The following is an 18,819-nucleotide window of genomic DNA, read 5'->3' as shown; positions in this document are numbered from 1 at the left end:
AACGTAAACATACATGATATACGATATACGTGGCCTGTGTAAATGAAAACCCGCTCCGAGGAAAGATTCCTTGAGCGGGTTTTTGAATGCTAATCCTTATCGCTTTCACTTTAAATAGCCCACATCATGCCTTCCCGTCGCGCGGCTGTCGGGTTAAGAGCAGCATGATAAACGAAATGATAATAATAGAGCCGGTCCACATCCAGGCCATCGTCTGATTGCCCGAATCCACAGCAACATAGATCGCAGTGGGTACGGTTTGCGTTTTGCCCGGAATATTACCTGCGATCATGAGCGTGGCCCCGAATTCCCCCAGTGCACGAGCGAAACCCAGGATAAAAGCTGTCATCAACGCTCTCCCTGCAAGCGGAAGTGAGATATAACGAAATACCTGCCATTCATTCGCTCCGATGGAGCGGCCTGCATCTTCCAGATCCCGATCAATCCCGCTAAAGCCGGATTTCATCGTCTGATATACCAATGGGAAAGCAACCACTACCGAGGCAATCACGGCAGCCCACCAAGAGAAAATGACAGGTGCGGAGAAGATGGCTTCAATCCACTGTCCGAGCAGGCTCTTACGCCCCAGTAACACGAGCAATATAAATCCGACCACGGTCGGCGGAAGCACGAGCGGAAGCATAAATGCCGTTTCCAGAACAATTTTGCCACGGAACGAGGTACGCGACATCTTCCAGGCCACAGCGATGCCAAACACTGCTGCGATCACACTGGACAACAGCGCAACTTGAAGGGATAGACGAACCGGTGGCCAGAATACCGCCCAGTCTATTGCGCTCACATTCATTCCGGAATGGAGAACCCGTACTTGGCAAATACATCAAGCACTTCAGGCGTTTGCAAATACGTGTAGAATTGTTCTGCTTCTGTCCGGTGCTTCGTACCTTCAATAATCCCTACTGGATAATTGGCTGGTGTATAGCTGTTCTTGTCCACTTCAAATGCAATTTTCACCTGATCAGAAGTGAGTGCATCCGTTTTGTACACAAACCCCGCATCCGCATTGCCTGTTTCTACATATTGCAGAACCTGTCTGACGTCCTTGCCTTGTACAAGCTTACCCTCCAACTGATCCCATAGTTTGGCATTGGTCAATGCTTCCTTCGCATAGGTTCCAGCAGGTACACTTTCCGGTATACCAATCGCTACGGTCTTGATGGAATCCGCCGTCAGATCCTTCTCGCTTGATACGGTATCTGAACGATCCGCTGGAATAATGGCTACCAATGAATTTTGCAGTAAATTCTTCTGATCACCGGATGCAATCAATTTCTCATCCACGAGCGCGTTCATATTTTTGGTCGCAGCTGATACAAAAACATCTGCTGGCGCGCCTTGTTCAATCTGCTGTTGCAATGCACCGGATGCGCCAAAGTTGAAGTTAAGCTCTACATTGGGATTCGCGGCTTCAAAATTCGTTTCAATTTCCTTCATGGCATCCGTGAGACTGGCTGCCGCTGAGATCGTTAGCTCCACCTTTTCCTGAGGATCTGTTGCCCCAGCCGTTGAACTGTCACCTGATGTCGCTGGTGTTGAACCGGTTTGTTCCATTGCTGTGGATGTATCTTTACTGTCCGTACTTGCACCGCAACCGGCCAATACAAGAGCCAGTCCAAGTGACATACTCCCCAACACATATCCAATACTCTTCTTCATCTACTTCTCCCCCGATGTTATGTTTAGTTATAACTAGATATAATTAATTATATTTCATTATACATAAGATCATTGAAATAGGAAGGTAGTCTTTGGCGCACTCGTTGAAAGCCAAACCATCAATAGCTGAATTGTGGTGGGCGAGTTTATCCCCTCTGGCTGTTAATGGTATAGTACAAGAGACCCCCGCGTTTATCCGGGATGATGAGCGTTGATGAACGAAACGTTATATGATCTGTACCTTGAAGGAGGATCTTCACTGATGACGGAGGAGCAATCCTATACCACCGAAGAAATATCCAAGCTACTCAAAATATCAAAACTGACGGTCTACGATCTAATCAAAAAGGGAGACCTCGTCGCTTATCGCGTCGGCAAACAAATGCGAGTTGACGCCACCGATCTGGAGGCTTATAAACAGCGCTCCAAGCAGCTTCAATCGCCAGCGCACCGGGCCGCTGTGGATTCAGTTCCCCCCTCTGAATCTTATTCCGGGACGGGAAGTGATCTGACCAATCATACCGTTCATTCCGCTGCAAGTGCTACTCCTCTATCCAGAGAGACATTCCCAGCTTCAAGCTCCATGACGGGCAACCCTTTGTCAGCGCATTCGGCCCGTCATCTGGTCATTACGGGACAAGATGTTAGCCTCGATATTCTCATGCGATATATGGAAAAACAAACACGGGATATTCGTCCACTGCGTTCGTTCATGGGCAGTCTCGACGGCTTGATCTCCATGTACCGCGGGGAATCGGATCTGGTCAGCACCCATCTGCTGGATGGAGATACAGGAGAGTATAATCTGCCCTACATTCGCAAAATCCTGATTGGCTGGTCGTATGTCGTCGTTAATCTGCTAACACGGCCTGCCGGGTTGTATGTACAACGAGGTAACCCGCGGGGCTTGCAGAACTGGACAGATCTGAAGCAGCCTGAACTGCGATTGGCTAACCGTGAGAAAGGTTCGGGTGCACGTGTATTGCTGGATGAACAATTACGTCTGCATGGTATCGCTGCTTCACATCTGATTGGGTATGACGTGGAAGAAACCAGTCATATGGGTGTAGCTGCCAAGGTCAGTTCCGGTGAAGCCGATGTAGGAATCGGCAGCGAAAAGGCCGCACGACTTGTCGGTCAGGTTGATTTTATTCCACTTGTTCAGGAACGTTATGATCTGGTAATGCTGAAGAAACAAGGGAACGAAGCGTGGATCGAATCGGTACTGCGTATTCTGCAATCACCCGCATTCAGGCAGGAACTGCAATCATTTGAAGGATATGATGTATCGCGAACGGGTGAAATTTTGTATGAAGTCTAGCGTAATGGCAATTGGATTGCTCATAGGATCGCAAAAAAACAGAAGAACCGCCGCTGAAGCTCTGACGGTGTTCTTCTGTTTACTCTTCATTTTGTAATGTGATATAAAATGAAATGAATTCCTTAGCCTTCACAATATCGTTATCTCGACTTGTCATATACGATACGTGCTACGGCATCATGCTGATGAATGGACTCTTCATTTTTGCAGTCTACCTTAAATTTATTTACCCAGTGCTTCTCATACAGATCTGCCGCCACCAGCCTGACGATATCTTCCACAAACCGCGGGTTCTCATATGCACGTTCCGTGACCCGTTTCTCATCAGGCCTTTTGAGTATGGGGTAAAGACAGCTACTTGCATTGGATTCGGCCACATTTAGCAGTTCTTCCTTCCAATAGCCCGGTAGCGCGTCTCCCGGGTTGGCTTGTACCTGGATACGTAATAACCCCCGCTGGTTGTGCGCGCTATATTCGCTGATCTCCTTCGAACATGGGCATAACGTCGTGACCTGTATATGTAAACCTGTTCTCAGAACAGGGGATTTTCCAGCTTCCCAGATGACATGAACCGTAGCCAAAGAATGATTTAGTCCAGACAAATCGGTTACGGGGGCGGTTCTTTCGTAGAACCAGGGATAGGTCACTTTCAGCTCTGCCTTCGCCTGATTCATCTGTTCGGCCATCCGCTGCGTCAGCGCAACCAGATCCGGAATCCGGTCACTTAACCCTTCTCCGCGACTGTGCTGAAGCTGCTCCATCAAGCGGCTCATGTTAATGCCTTTTGATTCGCGATCCAGCGAAGTCGTCAGCCGGAACGTTCCGATGCTGGACAATCGAACGGGATCTTTGGCCGAAATGACATCCAAAGGATACTTCACCTGATCAATACCGACTTGCTGCAGCTCAAATAGAAAATCATTTTTGCTATTCTGCAAATCTTGCATCTCTTCTTTCCGTACAGGCTTATCTCCCTGTATCGGATCAATGGAGCCGAATAACCGCAAGCGCTCAGCTTTATCCGGCATGATAAAAGAATCGTTCACTACTCGGCTAATCCTGTTATTCTGTTGTACCTTTTGCATTGCAAACCCTCCCTCCAGCACATATTTGCGTTAAAAACCACGCATTCAGCGCCAGAACAGACCCGCTTCGTCCCGCTCAACCTGCTCCAGCAGATCTTCAAAATCCGGACAAGGCTCAATAACGTCTACCACATTCCAGCTGCTGTGTTCGTCTTTGGCATATACCTTCCACTGATTCTCTTCCCAGTAAAATCGGGCAATATGCAGTTTGTCCCACTGATATCGTTCTTCAGCGGGTCTTTCCTCGGTCAAAATCAGTTCATTATCATTCATCTCATACGTTAATTTCACCATGGTGCGCAGTGGTGCCGGGACCTTCTCATGGATATAACCGTTCATCACCGATTGAATTCTCCGAATGGTAAACGAGTCCAGCATGGAGATCACACCCTTTCATCAACATCGTTATGCAATCCAGTTCCATAGCCATGCCAGTACAAATGCACTGCCCAGTGATGTTACGAGCTGTTTGCCTGCCAGTTGCATGGCAAAGACTGCTCCCAACTCCTTGCGAATGGTCCACATCGTCACCAGACATGCCGTTAACGTGGAAGCCAGATACACAAGAATAAACAGCTGCCCGCCGCTCAAGTCTTCAACGAAGGAACCCTGATCCTGATTCAGCACCAACAACCCGTCTTTTCGCAAAATGGAAAACAAAATGCCGCCCGCGGCATCGCCCGGCAGATGAAAGATCGCAAGTGCCGGCGTCAACGCGTCAGTCAGGGCAGACAGTGCCCCTGTCTGCTCCAGCAACGTGGCCACCACACAAATAGCGATGAAAATAGGCATCGCCTGCACGAGAAACTGTTTCATGACAGACCGAACACGCCAGCTTACAGAGTGCCATGATGGCTTTTGCAGAAATGTACGGTTGGCATGTAACGGGAGCGTGTCATCCAGCCGATTTCGATTCCACAGACGTGTATGAAGTGCGCCTGCAAGTACCAGTACAAGCATATAAGGAAAGAACAGCCACGGCTTGCCGCCGGAACTGAATATGGATAGAGAAGCTCCAATCTGGTAGCTACATGCAGAACCGAAGGAGATCATTGAAACACAGGCCTTTCGTGTACAGGAGCTGCAGGTACGGCTCTGGAACACAGCCACAACATTGCATCCAAAACCACTGAGGACTGGAATCAGATCTTTGCCGTTCAAGCCGATTTTGCGCATCCACCCATCCAGCGAGTCGGTAATCCGATCTTTCAGTCCACTTTCCTCCGTCACTGCCACACTAACCCCAATCAGGAATACGACCGGAAATGCCCATATAAACGAATACAAGCCCAGACTAATCATGCCGTAATCTCCGAGCATTATCGCCTGCAGCGGGCTCCATAATCCCGCAGTCATGCGATGGAGCGGTTCAAGAATCCAGGCATCTGCGAGCGATTGTATCCAGCCGGAGAACAGATAGGCCACATACACTGGTGCTGCAAATAATAATACCAATGCAGCCAAAGCCACAAAACGTCCCCAAACCGTATGCTCAAACATCGTAGTCTGCGGTTCGATCACAGAGGATTCAGGAGTTGATGCGAGCTCAGGATGCCTCTTCATGGATCTGGCGGCAACAATCGCACGGCATATCAGGTCTTGAGCGTTTCCATCCATTTCCCTTGTATTGAGCGGCAGAACGGAAATGCCCAAACCTTTACGGTAATAGTTAACCTGAGCAGATAATCCGGGACCACATTTGTCGGCAAACGTAAGCACCAATACAGCATTTTTGCCTGTAACATCCAGCATACCGAGCAGTAAAGGCAGTTCCTGCACCACATCCGTGCCGCGGATGACCAAGATTACTGTGTCACCAGCTGCGAGCTGTTTTAACGTCAGCATGGTCGTTACGCTATCATCCTTCATCCGGATTCCGGGTGTATCGAGCAATTCAAGCTGGTGCTCAAGCAACTCCGCTCTGCGGATTGTTACCGTGGAGCCCCGTACATTAGATTCCTCGCCTGTATCTCTACCCGTAAGTCCCCGAAACAGAGCCGATTTGCCCGCGGATTCGAATCCAACCAGCACCACTTTACGAAGTTCTTCGGGTTGCTCCACAACCGAATTCAGCATGTACAGTCTTCACCGCAGCAGGACAGATCATCAAGAAACATGCCTTCTTTGCGATAGGTTTCCAGTGGAGCCAGATCCAGCCCAAGTCTCTCACCCATGGCCTGGGCCACAACCGCAAAGCGCTGTCTGAATTTATAAATGAAGCAAAATTGGAGTTGACCATGCATGACCTGTGGTCCAGTAATAAACAGTCCGGGGGCAATCGTCGATTCATCCGCCGCTCCCAATTGTAGCTGACCTTCCTTGTTGCGCTCGACGAGATTTTCAATCAGTTGCAAACTGCTGCGGAACCCGGTCGCCAGAATAGGAGCCTGACCCGTCTTAAGCAAGTGGGACTCTCCGGAATCGTTCTCGCAATAGAGAACATAACCGCCCGTTTCATCCGGTTCAATCCACTTGACCTCATAACCTTGCATCATGTGTATTCGCTTATCCATCATCGCCGCGCGCAGGCGATCCTTCGTATAAGGGCTTAGTTCCACACTGGGATCACTGCTGCCCTTGGCGAGTCCTCGTCCATTACGGTCGATTACCGTTACGTTTTTCCCCAGTTTACTCAGGTGAATAGCTGCATCCACACCGCTCTCATAGCCACCAACGATGACACATTCTTCTCCTTGAACCAACGTCCAGCTGGAAAATAAGCTGCTGTGCACACCATACTCAGTTCCAGGAAACAAGTCCAGTCTCGGATATTGAAATTCACCTGCTGCCCAGATGACATAACGTGTCCGCAGTTGTCCATTGGATGTCACGACCCTGAAGCCTTTCTCCTCCGGAATAACCTCCGAAACGTCTACTCCCGTTTGCACAGGCAATTTCTTGAACTGGCTCACCACCTGCAAATACTTCGCATACTCCAGCCCTGTTGGATGTTCTGTTCCCAGTGTATACGCCGGAGACGTGTTCAAAGCTACAGCGTTCAGATCCATCATGCCATAGGCATTGCTGGTGAACGAAGGGGTGATCAGACGCATTTCCTCCGGCCACGCCAGAAAAGTTGCCCCCACCTCACTGCGTTCCAGCACGGTAAAACGTGGCATCCCCATATCCTGCAGGACAGAGGCCATGCCGATCCCGGCTGGCCCCCCTCCAACAATTACACAATCATAATCATATGGATCATGCATGGGGCTTACCAGCTTGACTTCGTGACACCCGGAATTTGCCCTTGATGAGCCAGCTCACGGAACACAATCCGCGATACCTTGTACTTGCGCAAATATCCTCTTGGGCGGCCTGTCAGTTCACACCGATTTTTCAATCGGGTCGGCGAAGCATTGCGCGGCAGTTTCTGCAGTGCTTCATAATCCCCTTTTTCTTTCAGTTCCCGGCGCAGCTCTGCATATTTGGCTACGATTGCCTGACGTTGTTTCTCACGTACCACTTTTGATTTTTTGGCCATGGATTACAGCTCCTTTGTATGAGTTAAATTTCTATACGACTTCAACTGGCCAAGGCAGGGGATTGTCAAAATGCCCCCAGTCGGCCTGCATTTCTTCATCACTGAGCAGGCATTGGTCGAGTTCATCTTCAATAATGGTGCGCTCCATTTCAATCCCGATCATGACCAGCTCAGTCTGACGGTCTCCCCACTGCGCATCCCATTTCTCCAGTACATCTGGCTCTGTACGCAAAATTTCTTCCTTGTCCGCTTCCGGTAAAGCCGCAACCCAATGTCCTGCGGGGCCAAACTGAATCGACGATCCCGCCTGACTCAGACTTGCAGCCACATCTCCTTCAGCCGCGAGCCAGACCAGCCCTTTGGCACGCACCACTTCTTCCGGCCAGTAGCTCATGAATTCAGCTAGACGAGAAGGATGAAATGGTTTCCGACGACGATACACGAAGGAACCAATACCGTATTCCTCGGTCTCCGGTGTATGTGATTCCTTCTCCAGTTCCTGAATCCACCCGGCGGACATGCTTGCTTTCTCGAAGTTGAAGAGACCTGTATTCAAAATTTCAGACGGGTTGACTTGACCGTTCACAATCCGAATGATTTTGGCGTTAGGCTGAAGTTTGCGGATGACACCTTCAAGCTTGTTCAGCTCCACGTCATCGACCAGATCACATTTGTTCAGCAGCAGAACATCACAAGTCTCAATCTGATCAATCAGCAGGTCCACAACATCGCGGGTATCTTCCTCACCTGTGGCCTGGTTCCGATCCAGCAGGCTCTGCCCTGAGGCAAAATCATGCCAGAATCGATGCGCATCCACGACGGTTACCAGACAATCCAGCTTCGCCAGACTTGTCAGATCAATACCCGATTCCTCGTCGGCATATGTAAAGGTCTGCGCTACCGGAACAGGTTCACTGATGCCTGAGGATTCAATCAGGATATAATCAAACCTGCCTTCATTCACCAGCTTCTCAATCTCCTGCAGCAGATCATCCCGCAAAGTGCAACAGATGCAGCCATTGGACAGCTCCACCAGCTTTTCTTCGGTGCGCGACAATGTCGCCTCACCCTTCACCAGAGCGGCATCGATGTTGACCTCGCTCATGTCATTAACGATGACGGCGACCTTGAGCCCCTGGCGGTTGTGCAGTACGTGATTAAGAACGGTTGTTTTACCTGAACCGAGGTAACCGCTAAGAACAGTTACCGGAACCCGCTTTTGTGTCATGTGTATCTACTCCTTATGGTGTGGTCCGTATAACTCTGACCTTAATAGTAATTATTACGATTAACAACAATGACTATAATCCTGTTGAAGGATGTTGTCAAATCATTTTTGCTTTTCTCGTGCGATCACAGACACATCTGTGACTGGTTTTCTTCGTTCATAGGCAAAAGCTATCATTACCGCCCCTAAGATAGCACAAATCATGTACATAAACGAATAGGAGGATAGATCAGCGAGCGGTCCCATCAACACACCACCCAGAGATACGCCTAGATCTGCTGTCGCTATGAATAAACCGATTAACACATTCCGATTCAACTGCGGTAGCACAAAGGATAAATAGGTAGTTAACGTTGGATAGAGAATGGATTGAGCGATACCCATCAAGATGGCCCCCACATACAAAAGGGCAGCTCCTCCTGTGATTGCCCAGCTTACACATAGTGCGGCTATTGCCAACAGCAGCATCGTTCCCATGATAAAAGGTGCATGCCATTTGCCATCGGAGGGGATTTTTTTACGTAACAACATCCGGGCGATCACAACAGTTCCTGCCTGAAGCATCAGATAGACACCCGCATTGCCGCTTGGCAATTGACTGGTGTACAGGGGAATAAAGGTCGTGATGGCACCAAATACAACGGAAGCACTTAGCATCAGTACACTGCATCTAAACAAGAATGGATTTTGTACCAACTGACGGAAGGATTCAAACATGCTTACGTTCTGCACCGATGAATTCTCAACAGGATGTTGCTCATTGCTCTTGTCCATTTTGGCGGTATACCCGAAGACGCCTGTACAGATAGCAATACCGATCAGAACGACTGTAAAATAGTCCATGCCGCCTGTCTGCCAGATCCCTAGCGCCAAGACAGGTCCCACAATGCCTGGAATATAACTGAACAACGAATAATAGGATATGCCCTGAGAACGGTCTTTCTCCGGCAGGGCATCAATAATGCCAATCTGCAGCGCCATGGAAAAGAAAGCAGTGGATACCCCCTGTAAAATACGAGCAACCAGATAACCTCCAAGCCCTGTAAACGTGTATAGAACAAGGGCAAAACCATTAATAATCAGAATAAAACGAAGTACTTTGATTGGTCCGCGCTTTTGAATGATATGACCTGCCCATGGCCTGAAAAACATGGTCGTGAACATATAGGCACCCATAATCAGCCCGATGGTTGTACTACTCGCCCCCAAGGATTCACCCTGTAAAGGAATAATGACATTAAGAATTGCATTTGCACTAAAATACAGAAGAACCAGGATGTACAAACGCAGAAACGGCCATGACATCGCTCCACTCATCCCTGGTCCTCCTCCTGAAACGTAATTAAATAGGTTAATAATCTCCTGGCATAATCGGACTGAACATCCTTCAGCTGCTCAATAGGCACCATTTCCTCAATCTGACCATCCCTGAAAATAATAACTCTGTCGCAAATATAGGCTGCCGCCTGAATATCATGCGTAATGAAAACGTAGCTCATCTGATAGAATTGCTTCAATTCTTTTAACAATCGCAGCACCTGAATCTGCACAGACACGTCCAGAGAACTGATCGCTTCATCAAATACAATGCATCGGGGTTCAGTAGATATGGCTCTCGCAATACATACTCTCTGAGCCTCTCCACCGGATAATTCATGCGGATATTTGAGCCTGTAGGACGAGTCTAATCCCACTTGATGCAACAATGTATCCACCCTGCTTTGCATATCCGCTTCCACTTTTTTATGAGCTTTCAAAGGCTCCATAATGGCTTCCTCCACCGTGAGAAATGGATTAATGGAGGACGTATAATTTTGAAATACGGCACTGATGCTTCCCCTTCTCACGCGGCGATCATTCACGTTTTTCCCCTCAAATAAAATACGCCCGCGATCAGGCTTCTCGATGCCCAGAATCAAACGTCCCAGCGTAGACTTGCCACTCCCACTTTCGCCGATGATGCCGAGACATTCGCCATGCTGGCATTCAAATGCAACTTTTTTCAATATCTTCTGTCTTTGTTTGGAGAATAATCCGCCTTGTTTATAGGACCTTTCGATCCCATCCACCTTGAGCATCTGCATCCCCTCCCTGCATCAATTTCCTGAAATGATTGCTCAACTCCAACCGGGTGGAAACCAAATATTGAGTATAGGCATGCTTCGGCTTCTTAAAAACAGACCGAATAGGCCCACTTTCGACAATGGCACCGTCTTTCATGACCATCACTTCATCTGCAATCTTCTGGACCACACCGAGGTCATGGGATATAAACAACATGGAACAACCCATTCGTTCGCGTAATTTAATCAATTGTTCAACCACCTCATATTGAGAGATCGTATCCAATGCCGTTGTGGGTTCATCCGCAATGATCAGATCCGGCTCCAACACAAGTGCCAATGCAATCATAATGCGCTGCAACATGCCACCTGATAGCTGATGTGGATATTGATTCAGGATTTCTTGCGGATGCTTTAACATGACACTTTCCATGGCGCTAATGATCTTCCGTTCGCTTTCTTTGTTATTCCAGTCGAAATGCGTCTGTAGCGTCTCCCGGATCTGCACACCGATTACACAAGAAGGGTCAAATGCGCTCATGCCATTTTGCAGAATCATGCACAGGTTTTTTCCTCTTCTTCGTCTCATCTCTTGTTCAGAAAGCTGGTTCACGTCCTCACCTTTGAAGAGAATTGTTCCGGACTGGCGAATCCAGGGTTTATTCAAACGCATAATAGACCTGCATGTGACGGACTTACCACTTCCGCTTTCTCCGACAATGGCCAGACAGCTTCCCTGTTTGACCTGAAATGAACTGTTATGAATAATGACCTTGTCCGTATTGGCGTCCCAGATCTTCAAATGTTTAACCTCTACTATATTCATAAACGACTTTTCCCACCTCTTTTTTACGAAGCTTACCTTCGGAAGTCATTAATTTGGGGTCCAACGCGACCTGAAGTGCATCCGATAAAAAATTAAAGGCCGACACCACAATCACGATGGCTAGTCCAGGTGCCAGCATTAACTCCGGTCTGGAGAACATGACTTCCCTTGTCTCATTCAACATCATCCCCCATTCGGCATGAGGGGCCTGGATTCCCAAACCCAGAAAAGAAAGTCCTGAGATCTGCAGCATCATCGAACACATGGAACCACTGGCAATCACCGCAACATCGGCAAATGTAACCGGAACAATATGTTTGGTAATAATTCTAAAGTTGCCAATGCCAGAGGCTTTGGCGAATTTCACATATTCCATTTCGGAGAACTGCATCACGGAGGTTCGAATGACGCGGGCAAACCACGCCCATTTCATGACCACAAACGCAATCAGAATATGTTCAAGTCCCGCACCTAAAATACCAACCACCGCCAGTGTCATGACGTATCCCGGGAAAGACAGCATGATATCACAAAGTCTCATGATCCAGGCATCTGTCTTCCCCTTGAAGTACCCTGCGATAAATCCGACGACAGCTCCGACAAGAACAGATATCATCAAAGCAACCAAAACCCATAGAACACTGGGACGAATTCCATAAATGAGTCTGGATAACACACATCTGCCCAAATGATCATTTCCTAACCAATAACTCCAGGAGGAGGTAGCATATCGAAGTTTCATATTTACTTCCTCCGGGTCATGGGGTGCGCACAATGGGGCAAATATGCCCATAGCAACAATGATCACAATAACAACAAGCGATGTCATCGCAAGCTTGTCTTTGCTCAAATTTTTTAATAATCGCATCAGAGATCCTTTCTTAATCGGGGATTCATCGCCGCATTGATCACGTCAGAAATCGTATTAAACAGCACAAAGGTTACGGCCAAAATAAGAACATACGCCTGAATAATCGGGAAATCCCGATTGAGGATGGACCGCACGCTTAATCTTCCGAGTCCCGGCCAAGCAAACACATTTTCAATCACAACCGTGCTGCCGAGCACAATGGGGATCGCCATGCAAAATATGGATACCGCTACTTGCAGCGAATTACGTAAAATATGCAGGGTCACCTTCCGCTCACTTAAGCCGCTTGCCCTTCCATAGAGCACGTAATCCTCATTCATGTTGCTTAGCATCGAACTCCGGACCGTTCTAAAATAAATACCTGTATAACTCACCGTAATCACAACCACTGGCAGAATATAACTCTTCAACGAATCCATTCCGCTCGTAGGCAACAAGTCCAGCTTGACGGAAAAAGTCCAGATCATGATGGCTGCGAGCCAATAAGATGGCATTGCGGTCAGGACAAATGAGAGGCCTCTGACCGATTTATCGACGGCTTTCCCTTCTCTCATGGCACAGATCACACCCAACAGGATGGAGAATCCAATAATGAACACCGATGATACCAGCGTTAATTTTAATGTGTTCAGGAATGCTGGACCAACCAAGGACCACACCGGTTCACCGGATACATACGAGCTACCAAAATCAAACTTCATACAGGCAATCAACCAATTCACATACTGAATGACGAATGGTTTATCGAACCCCAATGCTTCATTCGTTTGGGCGATTAATTCATCCGTGATCTGAGGAACCTCCTGTGCCTGTAATACAACTACGGCGGGATCCAGGGGCGAAAGGTTAATGAGAACAAACGTTATCAATGAAATGACGAACAGCAGAGGTATGGCGAGCAATATCCGTTTGACTATATAACTTCCCATATCCATCCCCGCTCTATTTAAATTTCATTTGCTCAAATGGCAATTCATATTGAGTCTGTTTGAATGTGATTCCGTCCAGATTTTTGGGAGCCACGACAGTAACCCGCCCATTGGTAATCGGAATAAACACCGCTTCATCATGAACCATTTTCATAATGTCGGCGTACAGGGATTGGCGGGATTCCTCATCTGTAGAGACCATGACTTCATCAATTTTGTTATATAGTTCATCCGCCTGGGCTATGCCGCTTGTTGTGTGTTTATAGGCGGAATCCGAAGTAAACGCAGAGATGGTGCTCTGTGGATCGTACGCCAGTCCCCAGGTTTGATTGAACAGCAGATCATATTCCCCGGTTGCCCTTCTGTTCGCAATGGAAGTGGATTCCTCACCGACAATCTCCAGCTGAATGCCCAATCCTTTTAAGGCATGCTGGATCAATTCTGCCTGTGTTTTTTGCGAAGATGAATTGCTGTCATAATACAATGTCAGAGCTAGTTGCTGGCCGTTCTTTGCTCTCACAGCCTTGCCCTCTGCTAATGTCCATCCTGCCTTCTCCAAAATCTCTTTTGCCTTCTCGGGATTATACTCTCGCTTCTTCAATTCAACATGGGCATAGTTAACGTTTGAAGAGAATAAGGTGTCCGCTACGGTCTGGGTTCCGTTAAAAATGTCGTTGCTAATCGTTTCCCGATCAATGGCAACCCATATCGCTTCACGAACAGCCGTTTCGTGGACAGGGTTATCCACTTTGCTGCTATTGGCTACGATCATATTTGTATTCATCGCTTCACTTCGGACCACTTGAAAATCACCCGAGTCAGCCAACTGATTCATGGCTTCAACATCAATGCTGTCCGCACCCCGATCATCGGTGAATATAAAGTTGATTTCGCCCTTCTGTAATGCCAGTAATGTCGTTTCGCCTGCTGGGAGAACCTTGGACGTGATTTTATGGATCATAGGTGCGCCGCCCCAGTATTCTTCATTGGCTTCAAATGTCGCATTCTCATCGATTTTATGTCCTGTCAGCTTGTAGGGCCCTGTGCCGTGATAGCCGCTTATCCCATCCTTTGTGCCACCATTCGTAAAATCTTTGGGTGATATAAATACATACGGTCTGGTCATGGACAGCTCCACCAGAGCTGGATAATAGGGCTCGGAAAGCACCAGTTCAAATGTGTATTCATCCATGACTTTTGTACTTACGATTTTGGTGGAGAGCTTAATCCAGGCATGTTTTTCAGCATTCGCCTGAACCGCATCAATATTTTGTTTGACCGCCTCTGCGTTAAACGGTTCACCATCATGGAATTTCACACCCTGTCGCAAATGGAACGTATACGTTTTCCCGTCTTCGGCAATATCCCATGACTCTGCCAGTAATGGCTTGATTCCATCGACCGTGTTTTCAACCAAGGATTCGTAAACCATCCCTTGTGCGGGCATGGAACCGGTGTATAAATGAGGATTCATATCATTAATATCCTTAGCGGATGCATAAATGAGTTCAGACTTTACCTCGCTTTTCGCTGACTCCGTTGTTGTTCCCCCATCCTGCCCACATCCTGCGAGCGCGGTAATGACAGACAATAACAGCAACATTAAACCTAAAGCACTACCCTTTTTCACAACATTTCCTCCTGATCATGAAAGATATATATAAGTTCACTTCAAAAATGTTACATCGTGCTACTCCGATTGCAGTACCATCTTCCGATCGCTCTTATCCCCAGATTTTTTTGATTCCCTTATATAAAAGGAGAAATCTGGGGATAAAGGCGCAGCGTAGGCTTCCGATGCAGCTTTCTTTCAGAAAGCTTGGAGCTTCGCTTCTTCAGATTGGTTCTGCACTCTCCGTTATGATGTAAAATTCAGGTTCACTTGTATAGATTGAGATGTAATTAAACCGTGCTGTTCGCCAGCCCTGTGCAGATCATCCGAATGTCTTCATTGAAGGTTTGAACAACAAATGCTTCGGATAGATCCTGATCCGGGTGAGCGCGAGCGACTTCTTGAATCTTCGCCTCATAAGTTTCAATAAACGAATCGATGGTTGGGCAGCTTACCTGTAAATGTCTCGCAATGCCCTGAATGATTTTGATGCGATAATAATCCTCCTTGGGCATTCTGGGAATGTCCAACGCTCCATCCTGATTGACAAATATCTTCCTGAAGGGAACAGCCGAAAAGTCAAAATACTTGCCCTCCGGGTTGGGCTCCGAAAAGGGATCAATCAACAACGAGGTGTACCGTATGTATAATAAGTACTCTTGATGAATGTCCTGCAACTGATTGAAATTCTCTATATCGTGACGTGATAAACTCTCCAAACGTACCGGATAATTATCATCCGTCATGAATTGAAGCAGATTAACACCCTGGATACGGAGCCTATCCGTGATTTTCATCATTTCGTTCCACTGTGTCCGCATGTCCCGAATCAAATATTGGGTTACAGGACCTTCGGGGTAGATTTTATATACATATTTCCGAGTGTCTGACGCTCCGAAGATAGCGTCCAATGAAAAGTCATTCATGAATAATGGCGGGTGCACATATAAAGAAATATTTCTTGTTTCCGCCTCGAGTGCAGATGGCATAACTTCCAGCGCAATGCCCAATTGCTCGTACATCCTACAAAGTCCGTCCACATGTTCAGAAGGAGATGAAGTAGAACCGATATAGACCTTTTTCTTGACTCCAGTTGTAATGACATGGTTGGACGGTTGGTCAGTCATCCATCGGGTATCCCCCAAATAGGTAGAGAAGCTGATCACTTCCGTATCCGCATACAGCTGCTTCATATAATGGCTTACCAGCAGGTTGGAGCCAAAGGTTGGAGAAACCAAAATAATGTATTTTACTTGTTTGATGAAGTTATTCTTCATTTGCTTCAATACATCGATATAAGCATCTGTTGTCACAGCGAAAATGAGCGTATCCCATTCGCCTTCAATGGTCTCATATCCCTTAAACACCTGATCGACGAAGCATTCACCTGCCAACGGTCGATGCTTTTCATTCTGAATGCTTGTTGCAATGAATCCGTCACTTTGCCGAACTGCTTCATAAAAAGATGCTGAACGCACCGATTCTCTTCCCGCTATACCTATGGTGCAGCTGAATTGCTTTTTGAGCGATACTGCCAGCTGAATGGATGCAGGGCCTGTTCCGAGCAACAGTACTCGTTGAAATCCGCTCATATGGACCTCTCTTTCCCAAGCTCTAGCGAGCTATGCTTTTTGGTATAATGCAATATCGAACACATCATCCGGACGCAGAATATTGTCGACCATTTTCCACTTGCTGCTGTCGGTTTCTCTCAGTGGATAGTTAAACAATGACTTTAACTGGTTACCGTATCTCATCGCCACCACCACATGATCATTCGTCAATGCGTGCAATTGATCGAGCAGATCATATTTATTGGCAACCGTGGAACTGAAAATGATATGTGTTGCTTTTCTCGTAAAAGCAAGGTCCTGCACCAATGTTTGCTCCAAATGGATGTTCAAGCCCGCACCCAGCTTCTCCACAACCTGCTGCCCGAGTGTAATAGCTTCTGCATCAATATCGATGCCAACCACCTCTGCCCCTGTTCGCTTGGCAATAAACAAAGGTGTCATGGGAAATGACCCCGAGCCTACCAGCAGCACTTTGGAGTCCGAGGTGACATGAAAGCTGCCAAACTCTTTTTCAATACATTCTTCTATATTTCTGAAATAATCCGCGATTTCCACATCTCCGTCTTGCAGCTTCAATGCCCGATATTTCTCCATGACCGCCACACACCGTGCAGATTTATCTCGCAGATCAAGGACCAGCTGGTGCATGCTACCTGATTCCTCTTGAGCGAGTTGTTCCCAGATTCGTTCATTTTGCTTGTCCGTTATAAACGTGGAATAGTCATCAATTAAAGCCTCCAGCTCTGAGCTATGCTGAACCGTATGATCATATCTGCCTGCCAACTCATCGAATTTCTCAGAAAATTCACTCAAGCATGTTTGAAAATCAATCAATGTCTCCATTCCTTTTCCTCCTCTAACTCGTCATAATCATGCATCTATAAATGCTTTGCCCTGGGCCACGATTCCAACCGATCCTTCGATCGTAATTCGTTCAAGCTCTGCTCCATTCCACTCAGCCATCACTTTAATCGCACCACCAGGCTGCTTGATATGCTGAACGATTTCCTTTTGCCTGCTCCATGCCAGATAGGCTCCCACCGAGGCTGTACCTGAACCGCACCCCCTTTCCCAGATCAGACTATCCAGCTGTGGGACAAATATGAGCGGTGCCAGCTCCTCCGATTGGGAGTTGTATAATAAAATGCCAATCAGCTTATCTCCCAAGGTTAAGCCTAATAATCGCGCCAGCGCTTGTGCCCTCTTTCTCATCGTTTCATCAAACGCTTCCACTTCGACGACGATATGGATGAACTCCCGATACCGCACGATCACCATATCCATATCGATTCCCTCATACTTTACGGTTCGTTGTTCAATCTGCTCAGGTATGGGCATCGTGACTTGGCAAAAATATTCATTCTGCTGCTGCTTCACCTGACATCTGATTAATCGATCTGTCCCGGAAACTTCCAAGATGATTTCTGTGAAATCGGTGGATTTCAACTCGTTCTCGGACGCGATATACGCAGCCAAGGCCATGCAAGCATTCCCGCAGAACTCTCCACCGGCCATTTCCAAATGGGCAGCCGCCTCCGGTTTATCCGATCCGCCAATAAACCCCACTTGTTCAGCGTATACGTTGTCATAGGACATAATTTGGGCGGCGATGTGTGAATATGTCTCAGCTGGATGATTCGTCTTCACCAGAACCGTCATATTTTGCGTGGGATTAAACTTGATAAAATCAATCTCCTGTTTCATCGCAGCCGCTACTCCTATTCTTATGATGGAATTAAGCCTGAGCTCACTTAGCTATATAAATTGAAATTAAGAAGATTTACACTTGCCACTCCGATGACAGAACAACCTTCCGATCGCTGTTATCCCCAGATTTTTTTGATTCCCTTTTTCAAAGGGGAAAATCCGGGGATAAAGGCGAGGTGTATGCTTGCGATGCTGCTTTCTTTCAGAAAGCTTTTAGCTCCGCTTCTTCAGGTTTTTTCTGTCCTCTACGTTCATGTAAATGTGTAGATAATTAATAAAAATAATTTTAATAGTAATAATTACGATTAACAGTCGAGAAAAATATAGCACATCCCACTTGGGAGCGTCAACAAATATTTCCATATCAAAAAGTGAGCATTGTGACTGTAATTTCATGCGTAAACGGGAAGGGATCTGACGTATTTGCGTCAACTCAATTTAGCCC

Annotated in this window: 18 protein-coding genes; 1 reads left to right on the top strand and 17 read right to left on the bottom strand. The window is 47.2% G+C overall.

Going from position 1 to position 18,819, the window contains the following annotated elements:
• Positions 1 to 124: 124 nt before the first annotated feature.
• Both modB and modA read right to left on the bottom strand, forming a co-directional pair.
• Positions 125 to 808 (bottom strand): molybdate ABC transporter permease subunit, encoded by a 684-nt coding sequence (modB, locus tag CS562_RS20630; protein ID WP_175381166.1) that lies wholly within the window; start codon positions 806 to 808, stop codon positions 125 to 127.
• Positions 805 to 1,677, bottom strand: a complete 873-nt coding sequence (modA, locus tag CS562_RS20625; protein ID WP_099858077.1) for a molybdate ABC transporter substrate-binding protein — start codon at positions 1,675 to 1,677, stop codon at positions 805 to 807. The genes modB and modA overlap by 4 nt, the downstream gene beginning before the upstream one ends.
• A gap of 262 nt (positions 1,678 to 1,939) precedes the next feature.
• On the opposite strand from modA, the gene CS562_RS20620 reads away from it, so the two are divergent.
• Positions 1,940 to 2,998: a substrate-binding domain-containing protein gene (locus CS562_RS20620; protein WP_099858144.1), complete on the top strand. Its 1,059-nt coding sequence runs from the start codon at positions 1,940 to 1,942 to the stop codon at positions 2,996 to 2,998.
• Positions 2,999 to 3,138: 140 nt separating this feature from the next.
• Here the strand turns inward: CS562_RS20620 and folE2 are convergent, their stop codons facing one another.
• From folE2 to CS562_RS20545, 15 genes are all read right to left on the bottom strand, one after another.
• Positions 3,139 to 4,083 carry a GTP cyclohydrolase FolE2 gene (folE2, locus tag CS562_RS20615; RefSeq protein ID WP_180287193.1) on the bottom strand — a complete coding sequence of 315 codons (945 nt, stop codon included), beginning with the start codon at positions 4,081 to 4,083 and terminating at the stop codon, positions 3,139 to 3,141.
• 45 nt (positions 4,084 to 4,128) lie between these two features.
• Entirely contained in the window at positions 4,129 to 4,461 is a 333-nt protein-coding gene (locus tag CS562_RS20610; RefSeq protein WP_090904456.1) for a DUF3024 domain-containing protein, read from the bottom strand.
• Positions 4,462 to 4,488: 27 nt separating this feature from the next.
• The gene (locus CS562_RS20605) at positions 4,489 to 6,159 is read right to left on the bottom strand and encodes a nucleoside recognition domain-containing protein (RefSeq protein WP_099858076.1); all 1,671 of its coding nucleotides are present in this window, start codon (positions 6,157 to 6,159) and stop codon (positions 4,489 to 4,491) included.
• Positions 6,153 to 7,289 (bottom strand): NAD(P)/FAD-dependent oxidoreductase, encoded by a 1,137-nt coding sequence (locus CS562_RS20600; RefSeq protein ID WP_099858075.1) that lies wholly within the window; start codon positions 7,287 to 7,289, stop codon positions 6,153 to 6,155. The genes CS562_RS20605 and CS562_RS20600 overlap by 7 nt, the downstream gene beginning before the upstream one ends.
• A 5-nt stretch (positions 7,290 to 7,294) precedes the next feature.
• On the bottom strand, positions 7,295 to 7,564 hold the full coding sequence (rpsN, locus tag CS562_RS20595) for a 30S ribosomal protein S14 (RefSeq protein WP_076290854.1): 270 nt from the start codon (positions 7,562 to 7,564) through the stop codon (positions 7,295 to 7,297).
• 31 nt (positions 7,565 to 7,595) lie between these two features.
• Complete coding sequence (locus CS562_RS20590) at positions 7,596 to 8,792, bottom strand: GTP-binding protein (protein ID WP_099858074.1); 1,197 nt, start codon at positions 8,790 to 8,792, stop codon at positions 7,596 to 7,598.
• Positions 8,793 to 8,894: 102 nt separating this feature from the next.
• Positions 8,895 to 10,109 (bottom strand): staphylopine family metallophore export MFS transporter CntE, encoded by a 1,215-nt coding sequence (cntE, locus tag CS562_RS20585; RefSeq protein WP_099858073.1) that lies wholly within the window; start codon positions 10,107 to 10,109, stop codon positions 8,895 to 8,897.
• Complete coding sequence (locus CS562_RS20580; RefSeq protein ID WP_076290857.1) at positions 10,106 to 10,870, bottom strand: ABC transporter ATP-binding protein; 765 nt, start codon at positions 10,868 to 10,870, stop codon at positions 10,106 to 10,108. The genes cntE and CS562_RS20580 overlap by 4 nt, the downstream gene beginning before the upstream one ends.
• On the bottom strand, positions 10,836 to 11,681 hold the full coding sequence (gene cntD / locus CS562_RS20575; RefSeq protein WP_099858072.1) for a staphylopine uptake ABC transporter ATP-binding protein CntD: 846 nt from the start codon (positions 11,679 to 11,681) through the stop codon (positions 10,836 to 10,838). The genes CS562_RS20580 and cntD overlap by 35 nt, the downstream gene beginning before the upstream one ends.
• Positions 11,662 to 12,549 (bottom strand): staphylopine uptake ABC transporter permease subunit CntC, encoded by an 888-nt coding sequence (gene cntC / locus CS562_RS20570; RefSeq protein ID WP_099858071.1) that lies wholly within the window; start codon positions 12,547 to 12,549, stop codon positions 11,662 to 11,664. Before cntC ends, cntD begins: the two co-directional genes overlap by 20 nt.
• Positions 12,549 to 13,481: a nickel/cobalt ABC transporter permease gene (opp1B, locus tag CS562_RS20565; RefSeq protein ID WP_099858070.1), complete on the bottom strand. Its 933-nt coding sequence runs from the start codon at positions 13,479 to 13,481 to the stop codon at positions 12,549 to 12,551. The genes cntC and opp1B overlap by 1 nt, the downstream gene beginning before the upstream one ends.
• Before the next feature lie 13 nt (positions 13,482 to 13,494).
• Positions 13,495 to 15,084: a staphylopine-dependent metal ABC transporter substrate-binding lipoprotein gene (cntA, locus tag CS562_RS20560; protein WP_099858142.1), complete on the bottom strand. Its 1,590-nt coding sequence runs from the start codon at positions 15,082 to 15,084 to the stop codon at positions 13,495 to 13,497.
• Between the two features lie 299 nt (positions 15,085 to 15,383).
• Positions 15,384 to 16,685 carry an opine metallophore biosynthesis dehydrogenase gene (locus tag CS562_RS20555; RefSeq protein WP_099858069.1) on the bottom strand — a complete coding sequence of 434 codons (1,302 nt, stop codon included), beginning with the start codon at positions 16,683 to 16,685 and terminating at the stop codon, positions 15,384 to 15,386.
• 30 nt (positions 16,686 to 16,715) lie between these two features.
• On the bottom strand, positions 16,716 to 17,510 hold the full coding sequence (locus CS562_RS20550) for a nicotianamine synthase family protein (protein ID WP_076290862.1): 795 nt from the start codon (positions 17,508 to 17,510) through the stop codon (positions 16,716 to 16,718).
• 27 nt (positions 17,511 to 17,537) lie between these two features.
• A complete protein-coding gene (locus tag CS562_RS20545; protein ID WP_099858068.1) occupies positions 17,538 to 18,371 on the bottom strand; it encodes a histidine racemase CntK family protein in 834 nt (277 codons plus the stop codon).
• Positions 18,372 to 18,819 lie beyond the last annotated feature (448 nt).

The organism is Paenibacillus sp. LK1 (assembly GCF_002750415.1).
GTDB classification, from domain to species: Bacteria; Bacillota; Bacilli; order Paenibacillales; family Paenibacillaceae; genus Paenibacillus; species Paenibacillus taichungensis.
The sequence above is the reverse complement of the archived record's forward strand: the minus strand, read 5'-3'. Positions and strand labels throughout refer to the sequence as shown.